Raw genomic sequence first — 17,867 nt, 5'->3', positions numbered from 1 at the left:
ACCTCCGAGTGGGGTGTGGCTTGTCTAAGGCCCACATCCGCTCGGAGGTTCTCGTGTCCCACCGTAATGCCCGAACCACATATCTCGGCAGATTGCTCATCGTCGAGCGCTACCGAGATGGCTGGCCGAAAGCGCATATCGCCAGCGCAATGGGGATATCCCGGAAGTGCGTGTCGACGTGGGTGGCCCGCTACGAGACCGAGGGCGAAGCCGGGTTACACGATCGGTCCTCCCGCCCGCACACCATGCCGACCCGAACCGCAGCCGAAGTCGAGACCCGGATCGTCGAGCTCCGTGTGCGTGAGCGACGCGGGCCGGACTGGCTCGCAGCAGAACTCGGGGTGCCGGCCCGCACAGTCTCCCGAGTCCTACGGCGCCACCAGGTGCCACACCTGGCGGACTTGGACCCGATGACCGGTCAGGTGATCCGCTCGTCGAAAACCACCGCCGTGCGCTACGAACGTGAGCGGCCCGGCGAACTGGTGCACATGGACGTCAAAAAGCTCGGCAGAATCCCCGACGGTGGCGGATGGCGCGCACACGGACGAGCCGCCGGATCGACAGCCCGCGACCGCAGCACCCGGACCGGATTCGACTACGTCCACTCGCTCGTCGATGACCACTCCCGACTCGCCTACTCGGAGATCCTCCCAGACGAAAAGGGCTCCACCTGTTCGGGTTTCCTGACCCGTGCGATCGACTACTTCGCGGACCGCGGCATCACGAGAATCGAGCGGTTGATGACCGACAACGCCTGGGCCTACCGATGGTCCCTACGCGCAGTCTGCGCCGAACACGGGATCAAGCAGAAGTTCATCAGACCGCACTGCCCGTGGCAGAACGGCAAGGTCGAACGCCTCAACCGGACCCTGCAAACCGAGTGGGCCTACCGTCAGGTCTTCACCAGCAACAGCGAACGCGCCGACGCACTTGCACCCTGGCTCGAGTACTACAACACTCGACGACGCCACAGCGCACTCGGAGGACTCCCACCGATCAGCCGACTGCAACCAACCTGATGGCCAGGTACACCTGATATGTAGAGAAGATTGTCAAGAGGCCATGGTGAGGCGCCGCCGGGGAGCGACCCTGACGGCGCCTCGTTGCTTCCTCGGCCGGAGTCTGCGTGGTGAGCGTGTCGGTGTGCGACGCGCGGTCAGACTGATATACGCGGGTTGGCTACCGCAGGACGGTGGGTTTCGGCTGGATCGTAACCGCTTGTCTAGCATCGAGCGTCGACTCGAAGGTCTGCTCATAGGTGTGTCGCGGGTCGATCCACGCGCTGCCACCACCGACCCGGGGAGGAAGCGGATCGGTGGGCGGTCAGTCGTCCATGACCGCCAGGGACCAGCACCAACCGGCCAGTTCGCGGGCGATCGCCACGTTCGCCACCGTCGGGCGTTTGCGGCGTTCGAGGAAGCCCACCCATCTGCCGTGCAGGCGATGGTTGCCCTCGTCCCCACGCGCCCGGGCAGCTGCCGGTGCCCGGTCCCACCGCGACCGCATCACCGCGCCGACGTGATACCGCGGCCGGTGATGCCAGGCCGCCTCGACCAGCAGCCGGCGTGCATGGGTGTTTCCGGTCTTGGTGATAGAACCTTGTGCGCGTGACGAACCCGACGAGTACTCCGACGGAACCAATCCGACGAAGGATCCGATCGTGTTGCCGGTGAATCGATTCCAGTCGCCGATCTCGACCGCCAACGCGAAGCCCGTCAAGGTGCTCACCCCACGCAGACAGCACATCCTGCGGACGATCGGGGTGAACTCACTGGCGGCAGCCATCTCTTCGATCGCGGTGTCGAGGCGCCCACGTCGGGCCTGCATCGTGAGGACGTGGTCGTAGTCGGCGTCGAACGCCATCCGTGTCGCAGGCGAGGTCAACTGGGGTGCCGCTTCGGCGCGTAGCCAGCGGTCGTGCGCTCCGGTCCAGGCGGCGCCGCCGTAGTAGACGATGTCGTGCCGCAACAACAGTTTCGACAGGCGATGCCGTGCTCGCATCAGATCACCGCGGCAGTCCTCACGAGCGCGCACGAGATCTCGGGCCGCTTCCTGATCCACGCTTGGGATCGACACCGAGGTGATCTCGTCGAGGCGCAGCAACCGGGCCAGATGCAGTGCGTCGCGGGCGTCGGTCTTGATCCGATCCCCGGATGGTTTCTGCAGTTTCGACGGGGCTGCGACCTCGCACCGCACATGCGAGTCGGTCAACGCCCGATACAGTCCGAAACCGGTCGGGCCGGCCTCGTAGACGGCCGCCGCCGGCCCGGGTAGATCCGCGACCCAGGACCGGATGTGCTCATAGGACGGGGTCAACCGGGCCTGGAACACCTCACCGGTGACGCTGTCGATTGCCGCTGCCGCGACTGAACGTGCGTGCACGTCCAGTCCAATGCTCGTACGCTCGGTGAACACCGGGGCCTCCCACAATTGTCGGATAGGCCGAACAGGCAGGTTCGTCTGCTCGGTAACCCACGAATCTTGTGTGTGAGGTCCCGGCCCGCAAGAGCGGTCCACAGTCGCCTTCTGGGGCGTCCCTCGATCACCGCCGACCTGGTCGGCGCAGGCTGTCGATGTCAACGTGGAGCACGCGCAGCGCAGCGAGCATGAACGACGTTGACTTCGACCCCCACGCCGGCCACATCCTCACCAACCGAGGGACGCCGACCACTTGGAGTGAACTCACGACAAGTCGTGTGTCACTACATACCGTCTAGGGCGTGTCTCCCGAATACGCGTAGTCGGTGCGCGACACCGTTCAGTGTGTCGCGCACCGAGTATCTGACCGATGAGCAGTGGTCGTTGATCGAACCGTCGCTTCCCTCGTCCGACGGATGTCGGGGCCGCTCGTTCCGGGACAATCGTCGGGTTGTCGAGGGCAGCGTCTACCGCTATCGGGCGGGGATCGCGTAGCGAGACGTGCCGACGGATTTTGTTCCGTGGCAGACGATCTGGAAGCGTCACCGCCGCTATGCCGGCGACGGGACCTGGGACACGATCTTGAATGCGCTACTCGCACACGCCGATGCGAATGGGAGCGATCTGTCGAATTACACGAACCTTTTCGCCGAGCCGGCCGACCATGCGCTCGGACGTTCGCGCGGTGGGCTCGGCACGAAGATCCACCAGCTCGCCGACGGCCACGGCCGCCCTCTTGTCCTACTGATCGGGCCAGGTCAGGCCGGTGACACGCCAAATGTTCCCGATCATGATGAACGCGTTGTCGGTGCCCCGGATCGGGTCTGGTCGAGCCGAGTGCTGTCACTGGAACTGATCCAGATTTTGTGTGATCTGGAGACCTCGTAAAGTGTGATTACACCAGCTGGTCAACCTATCCAATCCGTATGCAGCCCAGCACGCTCCACCATTGGTGAACACCCTTCCTTCCACCCACCACACTTTTCACCGCACCATCATCGAAACCGGCACCACCTCATACCGACTCAGTCACACGCGAACGCAGGGCTCACCCTCCGTGAGTCAGGTCAGCGAACGTGCGAACTTGTCGACACGTTCGGCTACTTCATCACGCCACTGCGGTTCGAACAGTCCATGCGGCATGCCAGGGACAACATCAGCGGTGACGCCGAACCTCCTGGCAGTTCTTCGTGCTTCCTTGACCGTGACGATCGCGTCATTCTCACCGGCAATGACCGTCATCGGGATGGCGGGGATGTTCTTGCGTCGAGGAGGCAGCGCGAAGGTCATGTCGACGACGGCACGATACGACTCGTCTTGAACATGGCTGTGCAGTTCAAGCACTCGCTCTTCGGTCGTTTCGGGCCCGAGAACCCATTCACGGAAGTGTTCCGGCTTTTCGATGATCGGCATCAGGCTCAGCGTGAGATTACAGCGAAGCCACAACACCGGATGGCGGCGAATCAAACGCTTTGTGAACCCGCGAATCCCCGCCGCTGGCACCGAACTGAGCAATACGACGGCCGCAGCGGGGTGTCCCTTCGTCAAATACCGTTGAAGGACAAACGCGCCCATCGAGTGGCCGACAATCAGTGGCGGCGTGGGCAGTGAATCCGCGACCGAGCGGACGTCGTCAACGTAGTTCTTGATGCTCGCCCAGCGGAGTTTGTCCCTGCCCTCACTCTTGCCGTGACCGCGCAGGCTCAGTGCATACACTTCCCAGCCGAGGCCGGTCAGCTTGTCGATGAACCCGTACTCCCAGCACCAAGCACCACCCCAACCGCCGTGCACGAGCAGGATCGGCGGGCCGTTCGGAGTTCCAGCTGGTTTGCGATGAATCAGTTCGAGTTTCGGCACGATCTACCCTCCGTAACAGCAGCTTTCAACTAAAGCTGATCTGCAGAGTGCGACTTCGTCGAACACGGCGAATGTGTTCCTTTCGACGGACCGCTCACCGCTGGGTCCCCAGACCGCATCACCACTCAACCACACGTCGGTGGTCTCGAATCAGAGCGTCATGTGGTCCTGAATGGGGTTGGCGCATGGTCCCCCGGCCCCACGCGACGCCCTAGACCCTGCCAGCTCCGCCACGGCACTCGTACACCGCTGCCACTGAGTTTCCGCGTGCACCCAGCGCCTCCAATTAGCCACCATACCCCTCACGGCAGTCCCCATGAAGACCCCTGAACGGGGCCAATCTCCGCGTGAGGGAATCGTTCGCGGTGTCGATGGGTGAACCCAAACGGGCATTCAGGGTGAACACCCTATGGGTGGGTGAGCGTGTGAGCGCGAGCGAAAGAGAGGACCGTGCGAGAGATGAATGGACGGAACCGAACAAACCACCTGTGAGAGCACCACCGATGGATGGAGGGACTCGACCTGGATGGAGAGGTGTTCACCAATGGCGGCCGGCCCTGGACGGCAGACTTTTTGGCTAGACCGACCGATCGGTAGTCACACTTAACGAGGGCCCCTGATCACACAAATCTGGATGAGTTCCAGAGTGCAGGCCACTTGTCTTGTCACCACTGAATGCCGCAGTCCCCGAAAATACTTCGCGCAGGCGGCTCGGATCGGATGGCGTAAGGCAATGTCGAGGGCGTGGCGGCCCCGCTGGTCTCGGGTCGTCACATCGCCAACAGCGAAAGGATTGGCAAGGTGCACACGATCAGTGGGGTGTCGATGGGGACCAGAAGGTCGCCACTACGTGCACAGTGACGTCAGGGGACGACCACGTCCGTCGAGACCGGAATGCTCGGGTGGTCGGTCCGCATGGTGAGCCGAACACGTCCCGGGCCCGTACCCACATGCACGTATACCGGCCAGGCGCTCGTGTTGCTCGCAGGGATGTATCGACTCACTGTGCCGGTTTGACCGGTATCGAGGTTCTGCCAATCGATGATCGCAGTTGCGTTGCAGGCCAGGACAGTCGACCCCCACTCGCCCAAAGGTGAGAGGCCCTGCGTAACTCGCAGTTCGACGGAATGGACCGCCCCTGGAGCGTTGGAGTACTCCGACAGTGGTCCGTCGAACGCATTCCCGGAGGCGACCAGCATCCCTGGACAGATGCCGTCTCCCAGTGTCCACACCGGAGCCATCCCGACGTCTGTCATAGCGCACGTTCGTGGTCCCACATTCGACCACCCGAGCTGGCAAGGATCAGCGGCGCTGGCCACGCCCGGCGCCGCAACGAACATGGCAGCGCCCATGAGCCCGGCAGCCGCGGCTGAAGTAAATCGATGTGAAATGTTCATGCTCCAAGCATCGCACGGTGTGCCGTGTTCAGTACGTATTGCGTGGATCCTGCTGTGCAGGAACCGTTCCGGCTTCTCTCGCTAGGCGGAGGCGCGGCGAACTCGCGCGCCGCCGCCCGCTCCAACGACAACCGAAACATGCAGCGGATCGCCGATACGGTGAACAGCACCAGCATCTGCTCGAGGAGTCCGTCCGTGCGGGCTTCGACGACGGTTTGCCCGCTGAGGCAGATTGATTCGCTATGTGCTCGGTCGGTGACCATACTTTTCGGAGGCCCCTGACCACACGACACCTGTCGACCCGATATGGCGCCGGACCTCACGACTTCCCGGTAGAGGTGGCCGAAAGTGGGACGACACCTCGCAGATAGGCAGTGAGGATGGATTCCAGGGGGGTGGTTCCGTGGATGACCGTTCGCGTGAACACCAAGGAGTCCGTGAGCGAGATCAGTTCCTCGATCCGTTCGTCGGAATTGGGAAGACCCGCGCTGGTGAGGAGTGACGAGGTCACCTCTCGGGTAACCGCATGGACTTCGGACTGCGTAGTCAACTTCCCCTGAAGTAGGGGAACGTCATCGAGTTCGAGGATGAGTGCGTAGCGGGCTTTCATGTCGTCGCGGCGGTCCGAGAGTCTCTCGACGAGTGCGCCGATCACGCCTGCAAGCTCGGTGATGTTCAGCTGGTGTTCGCCCTGAGGCGTTGCGGCCAGGGCGTCTGCGGCGTGCTTGGCGTCAGCTATCGCGCGTTCGGCGAGCGTGTCGACTACAAGTTCGAGTAGTGCGAGCCGGGTTCTTGCATGATGGGAGGTCGACCCCTGCGGGATCCCGGCTTCCCGGTCGACGGCTCGGTGTGTGAGCGCCCGAAGTCCGTCGCGGGAAATGATGCGGATGGCGCTGTTTGCGACCAGTTCTCGGCGTTCATCGGCGCCGGTTGCTCGTGTAGACACAACCGCATGCTACAGGTGTAGCGTACTGGCGAGAATGTGCTACACCTGTAGCGCAACCTCGCGGTGAGGGTTGCTGCGCAGGGGTGGGATTCGGTGGCCTGGGTTTGGTCACCGAGCGCGCGCCGGCCCTTAAGAGCGACGTGAAGAGATGGTCCGGACGAGGAGGGCGCTCAATGATGATCGATTTCGTTCCCGACGAGACCCTGTATCCGTTCGAGTCGCGATGGTTCGACTCGTCTGTCGGTCGGGTGCACTACATCGATGAGGGATCCGGACCGCCGATTCTGTTCTGTCACGGCTCACCGACGTGGAGTTTCCTATACCGCCACATCGTGAAGGGCCTGCGTGACCAGTATCGGTGCATCGCCGTGGATCATCTGGGCTTCGGACTGTCCGAAAGGCCGGAGAATTTCGACTACAGGATCGCTGAGCATGCGACGGTCCTGGGCGAACTGATCGACCATCTGCAACTGGACGGCTTCGTCGTGATGGGGCACGACTGGGGCGGCCCCATCGGGCTGAGCGCGGCAACCGCGCGGGCAGATCGAGTCAGAGGGGTCGTGCTGGGCAACACGGTGTTCTGGCCGATCGATCCACTGGTCAATAGGGCATTCAGCGTGATCATGAGCAGCCGTCCCATGCAACGTCGCATACTCGGGCAGAACCTGCTTGTGGAGCGATTCCTGCTCGGGGAGCTGGGCCGCACGCTCACCGAGGCAGAGGCCGACCACTACCGCATGGTGCAACCCACCGAGGAAGCGCGACGGGGGCTCACGTTCATGCCCAAGGAAATTCGCGCCGCACGCCCGTTATTGGACCAACTCGCCCAAGACGTACCCGCCCTGCTGGGACACAAGCCGACGCTGGCAGTGTGGGGGATGCGGGACATGATCTTCCGTCCGAAGGTGTGTATCCCGCGGATGCATGCCGCATTTGCCGATCTCGACGTCGTCGAGCTACCCCGTGCGCGGCACTTCATCCAGGAGCGCGAGCCAGACGAGATCATCTCGGCAATCGCCAATCGGTTCCCGTGAACAGCGCGGAGGGTGCGAATGCGTGCGCCCGGGTGGCTCATGATGGCTGGATGGCGGCTGGCTGAGGAAGAGAACCGTGAGATGGAGTGGAGTGGATGGATGGATGGAGAGGTGTTCACCTGTAGCTGGTCCTGTTGTGCCGTCGGTTCATTGCGTGAACTGACGGATCGGTAATCACGCTTGGGAGTGGCCGCTGATCACGCCGAATCTGGACTGGTTCCACGGTTGGCGGCGGTCGGGTAGGCGGGGCCGTCGCGACAGGTTGCAGCTTCGCACCTCTGCCGGTGAAAAGCCGAGCACTCGCAAGCGTCGTCGGATCAGATGCCCCCCCACGGCAGGTAGCGTCGCTGTCGTGGGGACAGATCAAGCGCGGTCGTGGTGGGACGAATACAACGACGATATTCTCCGCGCACGCGAAACCGGTTGGGGACGGTACGAGCCGCTGCTGTCCCGACAGATGTGCGAGTTACTCGCCGACGTCGACGCGGCATTCGCGACCACCGGTGCAGCCACTCCTGGATGGCCGCACCCGTACAAGGATGGCCACGCTCCTGACGCGGCAGCGTACGAGAAAGTCACCAACCCGGAGAAGTTCCTGATCGTGGTGGCCAGAGCGCGAGCGTGGACGAAGGTTCTCCTCGACCGCGGCTGGGCGCGAGAAGCATCGCAAATAGATTGGGCGCTCCGCCCCTTTGATACAGGCGGTGCCGACACCGTCCTCGAGCCCGCAGCCGACGGAGCAGTCCCCCTGGTTCTGACGACGCACACACCGGTGGACAACGACCACATCGTCACCGTCACCGTTGCAGCGGGAGACCCTGCAATGAGGTTGGCATCAATTCCCGATTGTGGATGCGACGCGTGCGATCGCGGGTCCGCTGAACTGCTCAGAGATATGGACCGATGGGTGCTGTCCATCGTCGATGGTTCCCTCGCCGTTCACCTCACAACCAACCGCTACTCGGTGCGCGCATCATTCGCCAATGAAGGTGGCACCGTTCAGAATGTCGCCGAACCCACATCGTTCACAGCAGCACCGTGGCCCCCGAACTGGGTGTCGCGCCCCGTCTGAAACCAGGTCGAAACTGCCGCTCGCAGGACCAGCGTTTCCATGATCGGTTGTGGCCCCAACGGATGGGTGGGCATCCAACCATCCAAAGGGGGTCACCCTTTCATGCCCGTTGTGTTTCACCGACGGAGAGAGCGCGACAGTGGATAGGTGTTCACCTATGGCGGTTCGTTCTGGGTTGCATGCGGATTGGATGGGTTGACCAGTCGGTAATCACAGGTTGCGTCCATGAAGATGGTGTACGAACCGGAGCCGATTGAGATGGCCGGCGTGTCGTAGCCGAACGAAAGACGGTCACCGCGTGATTCTTCGAGAGACCTACCAAGTCGACTCGAGACAGGACCACACGATGACCACTGCCCACGATATAGACCTGCGCCAGCTCGTCGAAGACCGACTCACCGGAGCAAGCCCGGACCTGCTGCGCGAGCTGCTCACAATGTTCATCCGCGCGCTGATGGGCGCCGAAGCCGACGTCCTGTGCGGCGCCGGCTACGGGCAACGCTCCGACGAACGTATCAACTCGCGCAACGGATACCGGCACCGAGACTTCGACACCCGCGTCGGGACCCTCGACGTCGCGATCCCGAAACTGCGTTCGGGAAGCTACTTCCCGGATTGGCTGCTCGAGCGCCGCAAGCGCGCGGAGCGGGCCCTGACCACGGTGGTCGCGACCTGCTATCTGCTCGGGGTGTCGACCCGCCGGATGGAGAAGCTGGTCGAGACGTTGGGCATCACCTCGCTCTCGAAGTCCCAGGTCAGCATCATGGCGAAAGAGTTGGACGAGCAGGTCGAGGCGTTCCGCAGCCGCCCCCTCGACGCCGGCCCGTACACGTTCGTCGCCGCCGACGCCCTCGTGCTCAAGGTCCGCGAGAACGGGCGGGTGGTGAACGTCCACGCCCTGGTCGCGGTCGGGGTCAACGCGGACGGCTACCGCGAAATCCTGGGCATCGATGTCACCTCCGCCGAGGACGGTGCCGGCTGGCTCACGTTCTTCCGCGGGATGGTCGCCCGCGGCCTGTCCGGGGTGAAGTTGGTGACCTCCGATGCCCACGCCGGCCTGGTCGCGGCGATCGGCGCCACCCTGCCCGGTGCTTCCTGGCAGCGTTGCCGCACCCACTACGCGACGAATTTGATGTCGGTCACCCCGAAGTCGTCGTGGCCGTGGGTGCGCACGCTGCTGCACTCGGTCTACGACCAACCCGATTCGGAATCCGTTCACGCACAATATGATCGGATCATCGAAGCCCTCACCGAGAAGCTCCCGAAGGTCGCCGACCACCTCGACGGAGCCCGGGTCGATCTACTCGCGTTCACTGCGTTCCCGAAACAGATCTGGCGACAGATCTGGTCCAACAACCCGCAAGAGCGGTTGAACAAGGAGATCCGCCGACGCACCGACGTCGTCGGGATCTTCCCCGACCGCGCCGCCCTGATCCGCCTCGTTGGCGCCGTGCTCGCCGAACAACACGACGAGTGGATCGAGGGACGCCGCTACCTCGGCCTCGACGTCCTCGCCCACGCCCGCGGAGACAAGCCCGCCGACACCACCGAACCCACCGAGGAGGTCACACCCGCCCTGACCGCATAGCCCCGCGAGGAATCACGCGGCGACCTCGTTACACCACGCCTCTGGACTTGACCTAATCACACTTGACGAGGGCTTCTGATCACACAGATCTGGATGGGTGCCACTTGGTGCAGTAGCCGAGTGCCTGGCTCTGGGTTCAGTGTTCGCGGACAAGCTCGGGATGGCCCGTCTTCCACTTTGCTGACTCGCTCGTGCTGTGGGCACCTCAGCGGCGATGTGCTGCGTGGAAGCCGGACACGCACGGCACCTACCTCTATCCGAGCGTGAGCATCGCCTCGGTGACCTCGCCGACCGCCGCATCGGGTATCGCGGTGGCGGCTTCTTCGAGGACGAGCAGCCGTGCCGTGGGGATCTCGCGCGCGATCGCCTGGCCGTTGCCGACGGGGAAGAACCGGTTGCGGCGGCCGTGGACGACGAGCGTGGGGACCTCGATCTCGGGCAGGCGCTCGCGCCAGCGGGGTTTGCAGTCGAGCCTGGAAAACACCAGGCCCATCTGGTTGGCCATCTGGACCGGGGGTGCGGTGCCGGGCGTGCGGTCCCAGATGCGCCCTGCGATTGCTCGCGCGGCGACCGGGTCGTCGCCGAGGATCTCCGCGCCGGCGGCGGCGAACTCCGCGACCGCCTCGCGGTCGGTCCAATCGGGCATCGGGCGCGCGAACAGTCGGCTCATCGTCGCCTGGTCATGGTTGGGGAGGTCATCGTCGGGCGGGCCAGGGGCAACCGGGCGGGTGCCGACCAGGGTGAGCGCCGAGAAGGCGCCTGGATGGTCGAGCACGGCCACCTGGGCGACCATCCCGCCGACGCCGATTCCCGCGAGGTGTGCAGGCCCGCCGGCGAGCGCGTCAGCAAGGGCAGCGGCGTCGGCGGCGAGGCCGCGCAAGGTGTAGGCGGGCGCCTCCGGATCCGTCGTCGTCGACTCCCCGCTATCGCGCAGGTCGTAGCGCACCACACGGCGCCCGCCGGCGACGAGGCGCTCGCACAGCGCGTCTGGCCAGGAGAACATCGTCGTTCCGCCCGCGAGCAGAACCAGTGGCGCGTCGTCGTCACCGAACGACTCGATGCCCAAGGCGATCCCATTGGCGTTGATAGTGGTCATCGGATCACCCGAAGAAGTCGTAGGTCAGTTGCGTCACGGTCGATGTCGAGCTGGAGGTCGCGGCCGAGGACGGCGGCGCCCGAGCGGGTGGCCCCCTCGCGCAGGATCCGGCGGTCGTCGGGGTAGTCGGAAAGAGCCCCCGTGTGCAGGGCCTCGCCGCCGGTGCCCAGACTGTAGTCCGGGCTGGGATCGGGCCCGGTGACGAAGCCGTCCAGAGAGACCGAGATGTCGGCAACAATTCGAGTCATGCCAAGGCAGACCCGATCCGCCGCCCAAACTCATCGCTGACGCATGAAGCGTATGGCGGATGCAACTCGATAGCACGACGCGTGAGGCGGCACGTCGGATGTACACCGGACGATCGCCCGCGACCATCGAAGAGGCGCATTGCACGGGTGAAAGCACATGGCTTCATTGGTGTTCGAGGTGGCCAGGTGAACGTTGGTCACGTCCATGCGTCCACGTTGTGCCGCCGCTTGGAGAGATGGCCCCACGGTGGCCGCCGGTGTGAGTAGTGGATGGATGATGGAGCGAGCGAGCGTGAGAGAGAAGAAGATGGCCAGCTGGCTGGAGAGAGGTGGAAGAAGTGGAGGGGTGTTCACCAATGCCGGTTCATTCTGGCCTGCATGCGGATTGGATAGGTTGACCAGTCGGTAATCACACTTGAGGAGGGCTCCCGATCACACCAATCTGGATGAGTTCCAGGTTAGTGGCGTGCGGGTTGCCCCTAGGGGCGGTTCCACCGCGCAGTTGGGCGCTGAACGCATCCTGAAGTTGTGAACAGCGAGGGTGGCGGGGCCCGCCTACGTTCCGTCCTCCTGGCTAATCCCGAGTGCTCCGGTCGTCTAGAGCAGATTCTCCTGTTCCGTGTCTTGAAGACGCGCCTTGGTCGGGGCGACTGCTGATCTACGATTCGTGCATGCCTTGCGGTCCTGTCTTCGACCCGCTTGATCGAGAGCTCTTCGACACGCAACGGCAGCGCTTTGACTGGAGTCTGTTGCAGAACGGATCCGTGTACAGGTACGACACCCGATTCGGGCTCGACTGCGCTTCTCGGCGACTCGATGAACTCGGCTACCTGGTCCATCGGATCGATCTGCAGCACAGCATCACCGTCACCGACGTGCACACGGTGTTGGCCGGTGCACTGTCGTTCCCCTCCTTCTATGGCAAGAACCTCGATGCCTTCAACGACCTGATGTACGACGTCGGGGAGTTTCGATACGGCAGCGACCCGGATACCACCGGCACAGTCCTCGCCCTTGCCGGCTACGACGCCCTGGTGAACCTGGACCGTCACACGGCAGATGCGCTGCTGACCATCTTCGCGGAGCATGCGCGCCTGGCGGCGCTCTTCTCGCACCCGATGTTGTGCATCGTCGAATCGACCGCCGAGGACCTTGGAGCCGTCGGCGGACGACCGATCCGAGTGGGGAGCCTCTGGGACAACCCGCCGAGTTCCTGGCCGATCACCGAGAAAGAGATCGTCGAGTTCCAGTTTGACACCACCAACGCTGACGCTGCCGCGGCAATCGAGGTCATCGGATCCACGCTCGAGGAGCGGGTTGGCGGATGGGCGAGGTGGCAGATTCTCGACCCGGTCCAACTCGCTGTTGATGATTCAGCCGAGTATCTCGTAGAGCAGCAGCAAAGTTGCGATGTGGTCGTGTCGGTGGGAATACGCGGGGTGGGCGACCTCGGCGAGATCGACGAGGACATCTATCTGGCTCTGCGTCATGCCGGCCTGAGAGTGGGTTCTTCAACTGGTGCCGGCTACCCGTTCGGCGCGGAAAAGGAGCGCGTCCTCGGTAAATACAGCGAGCTGCGCGATAGCTCCGACGATCAGTAACCTGCCAGCATCTACCCACGCTCAAGGCCATACGCCGCGCGACACCATCGCTAATGCCGCCCGCCGCGAAGATCTCGTCGCACCCGCTGAACGCTTCGATCGGGACGCGCTCGTTTCATTCTTGTCGACGATCGTCAAGCAGGACACATGACTGGCGGGTCCTAATCACGACCGCGAGCGCTTCCGTTCAAGTAAGCGAAGTAGTACCCGGCTCACTGAAGAAACGTGCTCGGTTGAGAAGAGAGAGAAGACAGACCGACCGGCGCGAGAGAGAGACCGAGCGAGAGAAGAAGAGAAGGGTGTTCGCCCATAGCGGGTGGCGGTGGGCTCCGAACCCGATCGAGTATGCCAACCGCCGCTTGGTGAGGTAGTCGAGGAAATCGTGGCTGGCGCCGGCACCGTCGGTGCGGATCAGCACCTTCCGCCCGACCCGATAATTCGAGCCGACCGGAAGTTGCGTCAACGCTTCCCGGACCACGGTCTTGTGGTCGGCGGCAGTGTTGGAGCCGGCATTCCCGGCTCGCAGCAGCATTGCTACCGGTTCCCCGGTCCGGCCGTCGCCGTGGTCGACGAACGCGCACAACGGATGAAACCCGAAGCCGCGCTTGAACGTCGGGGCTGCGGCTTCTTTCTCCGAATGCGCGGTCACCAGCGTCGCGTCGATGTCGACGATCAGCGGATCCTGCTTGTCGATCCGGTGATCGGGTGCCCGCCCGCCCGCGGCAGACCACGCCTGGGCGCGGGCGGCGCCGCGCGCCGAAGCAATCGCAGTCGTTGCGGCCGACACGTCCGCAGCCAGTGCGGTGACCAGGCGGGACACGGTCGGATCGGAGGCGACCGGCCCGAAGACCTCCGGGCAGGCCCGCAGTTGGGCGAGGTCAGCGAGGCAGTCGCCGCCGAGCGCGACACTGACCGCGAGATCCAACACGATCTTCCCAGGATCGTGACGGGACAGTGGTTTGCGCCACCGCGACAGCGCGGTCGACAACGCACTGGTCAGACCGACTTTCTCCGCGGTCCGCAGCAGCAACACCGATCCGGCATGCGACACCACACCCGTTCCGGAGGGGGCTACCGACAACCTCGGGTAACAGGACGTAGACTTACCCACCTGAAAGGTGCTCCTCGAACTCGCACGAATATGACCCTAGACAAGTCACATTCTTGCAGTTCAGGGCACCTTTCTTCGTTCACGACACAGGCCGCCGCTCAATCAGCGTGAAAGCGCGAGGCTAGTGTCCGGGATAGGGGGTCGGACCACGCATAGCCGTGCTCCGGCGGCGATCCGCGCTGCCAGATCCGTAACCACGCGCTCGATGCCAACCCAGCGGCGGTAGGACGGTTCCTAGACGAGGGTGTCGTGTTGGTATGGCCGCCGGATGTGAGGGGGTAGTCGGCGTCGGCAAGGGTGATCGCGCGGCCGCACGCTCATGACATGACCGGGGTGCCCGAGGTCGTCGGCACATTGTCCTGTGCCAGTGAAGATGAGCCACCCTGACCTCGTTGACCTGCAGCATCAAGGTCGTCGGTAAGGGCCGGTATGGTTCGCGCTGACAACGGGATAGGGGAAGCAGCGATGACTGAATACAGCTGGGCGCGGGTGCTCGAGGAGATGCCGGAGTACCTGTTCAACTTCAGCGAGGAGGACGAACCGCGCGGCGACGGGAACGGTATTCGGCTGCACGACGCCGCGACCGGTTACGAGGTCTTGTTCTACATCGACGGCGACGAGCCGCAGATCAAGGTTCCCGTCCCTGCCGACCCCGATGTCCGGGACCGGTTGGTATCGGTGCTTCGATCGCATCGAATGTCATCGGTGAGGACCAACCCCGACGCCCCGAGCACCCGAACCGTATCCGAAGTTGCCCTTTGGAACCCTGAGCCGTTGTGGGTCACCCAGGCTGAGGAAGCCACCGAAGAATGGTCAGCCGAAGAGTTGGCGCGGCCTGCCGACCACCGAGCATACGAACGAGTCGCCCGGCGTCCGGAAACAGCGCTGCAATGGGAGACCTATTGGCCGGACGACCACGCCGAACGCTTGAAGATCGCTGCTGCGGTGATCGAGGTTCTGCGTGATGGGCTGGGCGCGACACCGGCGCGGCTGCGCTACAGCACGTTCGACGATGCAGGACCCGTGAAAGCTCTCTATGGAATAACGCGCCGACTGACCTCGATTGCCCCGGATCGTCCGAGTGACCGGGGTGCCGTCGACAGATGTGTCGATTGGCTCGATTTCGTCGAACGTTTCGAATGGGTTCTCACCACCCTGCCCAAGGGTGCGCTCCTGACGCTCTCAGCGCCAGGTGCCGATCGCGACAAATGCTTCGTCCAGTTTATGAACCACAAGTTCGCCATCGTCAATTCATCGGTCATGTGGGAGTCGGCAGGGCTGACACGGGACGAGTTCCATCAGAGGATGACACGGCTGGGCTGGAAGTGGGCACCTCAGCAGGCCAACGGCGTTGAGCACCCGGGATGGACCGGACCGCGGGTGCGTCATTGGCGAAATGTCTCGTTGGGCGATGTGGCACAGCGGACGGCCGCCACGTTCCGGGATGTTCTCGGTGTCGCCGGTCCGAGCGAAATCACCCTTTCCTCCTGGGGAGCCGAAGCGATGTCCTATCTCGAGGTCGAGTTGGGGCTTGCCCGCAGCGATTCATGATGGACTGATCTCGAACCGCATCCAACCCTCACAAGTGCCCTCAATTCGGCATGAGCGTGTGTCTGACGACGCACGCTCATGCCGAGCGTGGGCACCCGTACGGGCACTGACTGGGGTCTGGGTCAGTCAAGTCTGGTCAGTTGCGGGATGTCATCAGCGTCTCGACGGATTCCGGTCAGCGCTCGCGCTACCTCAAGAGGCACATCGAAGATGGTGATTCCTTCACCGACATCCTCGGACCCGATTGCGCCTGCACGAATGTCGCTGAAGCTAGGGGCAGTTCGCCTCGGATGTCAAGATTGTCGACGTCGTCGGAGTCATCGCCCACGTGATGCAGGGCATCCGGCGTCGAGTAGCGCGCTTGCCACTTGCCGGACGGCAGGCGGCAAAGGGAACCGAACGAACGGGAGCGTCGCGTGGGCATGGCATCGGGGTCTTTCCGGTCGGCGTGGCACATAGTGGGCACGGCGACGTGTTCGCGTCGTGCCTTGTACCCGCTGCCGTAACGTCGACCCCGCATGAAATGCGGTGTGACCAGCGGTGTTCCGTGAGAGTTTTCAGGGTGTTCACCATTAACGCGCTGCATTGGGCCGCATACGGACTGTCCAAGCTGACCGCAGGGTAGTCACACGTTGTGGTTCCGCTGGATCACGCAGATCTGGATCGGTCTGAACGCCCAGCGATCGGCGCCTCGTGCCGAGCCGTGCGGGTCTTCCAGTGGCTACTCTGCCCGAATGCAACAGACGAACTCCAGTTGTCGGTGGCTACCCGATCATCAGTCGCACGTGATTGGAACACTTGCTCACGTCGATCGGCTCATCGAAGAGGTTGGTCGGCTGTTGGCCGGATACCTTCGCCCAGGTCCGCTGACGTTTGCCACTGTCGTCGACGGTCATCGGGCGCATGTGGTCGTGAAGGCGATCGCCCCGGTCCCTGAGGCCGTTCCCCGATGCATTGCCGACTGTCTGAACCAATTGAGGGGAGCGCTAGAACACTCGCTGTACGCCGAAGTGGAGCACATACTTGGGCGGACCCTTGTCGATGAAGAGGTCAGGGCGATCGAATTTCCTGCCTGCACAACAGAAACAGCATTCACGTCGTGGTTGAACCACCGGGTCCGACGTCGATTAGTACCGTTTCAGGACGGGACGGAGCTAGTCAATCGCATCCGCCGGCTGCAGCCGTTCCAGCGGCGGACTCCTGATGATCATCCCTTGCGAGTCCTGGCAGAGCACACCAACGCAGCCAAGCACCGCGCCCCCGTAGTAGCAATGACCAGACTGGGTGCTGTCGTGCCGGAAGTCGATCATCCCGATCTGACTGTCGCTATTCCGCTCAGGTCATTGCACGACCGGGCCAACGGCGGTCTCCCGATCAGCCTCGGAGACGTGATTGCGTCAGGCCCTCGGAACGTGCGGATCCCAGTTGACATCTGGCCCATGTTCTCCGTTCAGCGGCCACACACCGGGGCCTGGCCTATCGCCATGAAAGAGCTCGGCTGGCTCGAGAAGTGGATCCGGACAACGGCCATCCCCGTCCTGGTAGCGGGTACGAATGACGTTCCCGAGTTGCCGCCGGAGCTCGACATCACCGTCGGATACGAGAACATTCGTACGGCGTTATCCTCCGCAGGAACAACTCCGGCCGTCGAGCGTGATCGCTCTCGCTGGGTTGCAACTGCGGCACGGTCAGGCTTGGTCGAGATACTGACTTCGTGGCCAAACGGGACAGCCGACGACGTCATCCGTCAGTGGGTCGACACGCTAGGCGATGATGAAGTCGTCCAGCGCGTATCGATGCTTGGGCCTCTATCCAGTGCCCCTGATGCTCTGACGGATGTGGTCACCGGTCTACTGGCTGAGGCAGACACGCATGCAGAACAGGGCCGATAGCCTTTGCACAGGCTTCGGAGTGTCGGGCTTGGCGCCCGTACCGACAGCCGGATCCA

General features: G+C 63.4%; 13 protein-coding genes and 1 pseudogene. 8 read left to right on the top strand and 6 right to left on the bottom strand.

What is annotated here, in order from left to right:
* Positions 1–53 precede the first annotated feature (53 nt).
* A complete protein-coding gene (locus HUN07_RS23195) occupies positions 54–1,019 on the top strand; it encodes an IS481 family transposase (protein WP_114724618.1) in 966 nt (321 codons plus the stop codon).
* 304 nt (positions 1,020–1,323) lie between these two features.
* Here HUN07_RS23195 and HUN07_RS23190 read toward each other — a convergent pair whose 3' ends face one another.
* Positions 1,324–2,415, bottom strand: coding sequence for an IS110 family transposase (locus HUN07_RS23190; RefSeq protein ID WP_174913198.1), 1,092 nt, complete (start codon positions 2,413–2,415; stop codon positions 1,324–1,326).
* A gap of 504 nt (positions 2,416–2,919) precedes the next feature.
* Between HUN07_RS23190 and HUN07_RS23185 the strand changes: the two genes are divergently transcribed.
* Entirely contained in the window at positions 2,920–3,306 is a 387-nt protein-coding gene (locus tag HUN07_RS23185; protein ID WP_174913195.1) for a transposase, read from the top strand.
* 174 nt (positions 3,307–3,480) lie between these two features.
* On the opposite strand, the gene HUN07_RS23180 is transcribed toward HUN07_RS23185, so the two are convergent.
* Positions 3,481–4,275, bottom strand: coding sequence for an alpha/beta hydrolase (locus HUN07_RS23180; protein ID WP_174913192.1), 795 nt, complete (start codon positions 4,273–4,275; stop codon positions 3,481–3,483).
* 1,716 nt (positions 4,276–5,991) lie between these two features.
* The gene (locus tag HUN07_RS23175) at positions 5,992–6,618 is read right to left on the bottom strand and encodes a TetR/AcrR family transcriptional regulator (protein WP_174913189.1); all 627 of its coding nucleotides are present in this window, start codon (positions 6,616–6,618) and stop codon (positions 5,992–5,994) included.
* 173 nt (positions 6,619–6,791) lie between these two features.
* Between HUN07_RS23175 and HUN07_RS23170 the strand changes: the two genes are divergently transcribed.
* From HUN07_RS23170 to HUN07_RS23160, 3 genes are all read left to right on the top strand, one after another.
* Positions 6,792–7,652, top strand: a complete 861-nt coding sequence (locus tag HUN07_RS23170) for a haloalkane dehalogenase (protein ID WP_174913186.1) — start codon at positions 6,792–6,794, stop codon at positions 7,650–7,652.
* Positions 7,653–8,004: 352 nt separating this feature from the next.
* Positions 8,005–8,724 carry a DUF6226 family protein gene (locus HUN07_RS23165; protein WP_174913184.1) on the top strand — a complete coding sequence of 240 codons (720 nt, stop codon included), beginning with the start codon at positions 8,005–8,007 and terminating at the stop codon, positions 8,722–8,724.
* Between the two features lie 346 nt (positions 8,725–9,070).
* Positions 9,071–10,312 (top strand): IS256 family transposase, encoded by a 1,242-nt coding sequence (locus HUN07_RS23160; protein WP_174910361.1) that lies wholly within the window; start codon positions 9,071–9,073, stop codon positions 10,310–10,312.
* 253 nt (positions 10,313–10,565) lie between these two features.
* Here HUN07_RS23160 and HUN07_RS23155 read toward each other — a convergent pair whose 3' ends face one another.
* Positions 10,566–11,408 (bottom strand): alpha/beta fold hydrolase, encoded by an 843-nt coding sequence (locus HUN07_RS23155; protein WP_174913181.1) that lies wholly within the window; start codon positions 11,406–11,408, stop codon positions 10,566–10,568.
* The gene (locus tag HUN07_RS23150) at positions 11,405–11,656 is read right to left on the bottom strand and encodes a hypothetical protein (RefSeq protein WP_217487157.1); all 252 of its coding nucleotides are present in this window, start codon (positions 11,654–11,656) and stop codon (positions 11,405–11,407) included. The genes HUN07_RS23155 and HUN07_RS23150 overlap by 4 nt, the downstream gene beginning before the upstream one ends.
* Before the next feature lie 671 nt (positions 11,657–12,327).
* Here HUN07_RS23150 and HUN07_RS23145 point away from each other — a divergent pair.
* The gene (locus HUN07_RS23145; RefSeq protein WP_174913178.1) at positions 12,328–13,257 is read left to right on the top strand and encodes a barstar family protein; all 930 of its coding nucleotides are present in this window, start codon (positions 12,328–12,330) and stop codon (positions 13,255–13,257) included.
* A gap of 331 nt (positions 13,258–13,588) precedes the next feature.
* Here HUN07_RS23145 and HUN07_RS23140 read toward each other — a convergent pair.
* Positions 13,589–14,368, bottom strand: a pseudogene (locus HUN07_RS23140) (transposase); the annotation flags it as partial.
* Positions 14,369–14,833: 465 nt separating this feature from the next.
* Between HUN07_RS23140 and HUN07_RS23135 the strand changes: the two are divergent.
* Together HUN07_RS23135 and HUN07_RS23130 are read left to right on the top strand one after the other, a co-directional pair.
* Positions 14,834–15,919 (top strand): TY-Chap domain-containing protein, encoded by a 1,086-nt coding sequence (locus HUN07_RS23135; protein ID WP_174913175.1) that lies wholly within the window; start codon positions 14,834–14,836, stop codon positions 15,917–15,919.
* Positions 15,920–16,653: 734 nt separating this feature from the next.
* Positions 16,654–17,811, top strand: a complete 1,158-nt coding sequence (locus HUN07_RS23130) for a hypothetical protein (RefSeq protein ID WP_174913173.1) — start codon at positions 16,654–16,656, stop codon at positions 17,809–17,811.
* Positions 17,812–17,867: the final 56 nt, after the last annotated feature.

Origin of the sequence: Rhodococcus sp. W8901, from assembly GCF_013348805.1 — a bacterium.
In the GTDB taxonomy this organism is placed as follows: domain Bacteria; phylum Actinomycetota; class Actinomycetes; order Mycobacteriales; family Mycobacteriaceae; genus Prescottella.
Note: the sequence above shows the minus strand (reverse complement) of the source record. Positions and strands in the feature narration are given on the sequence as shown.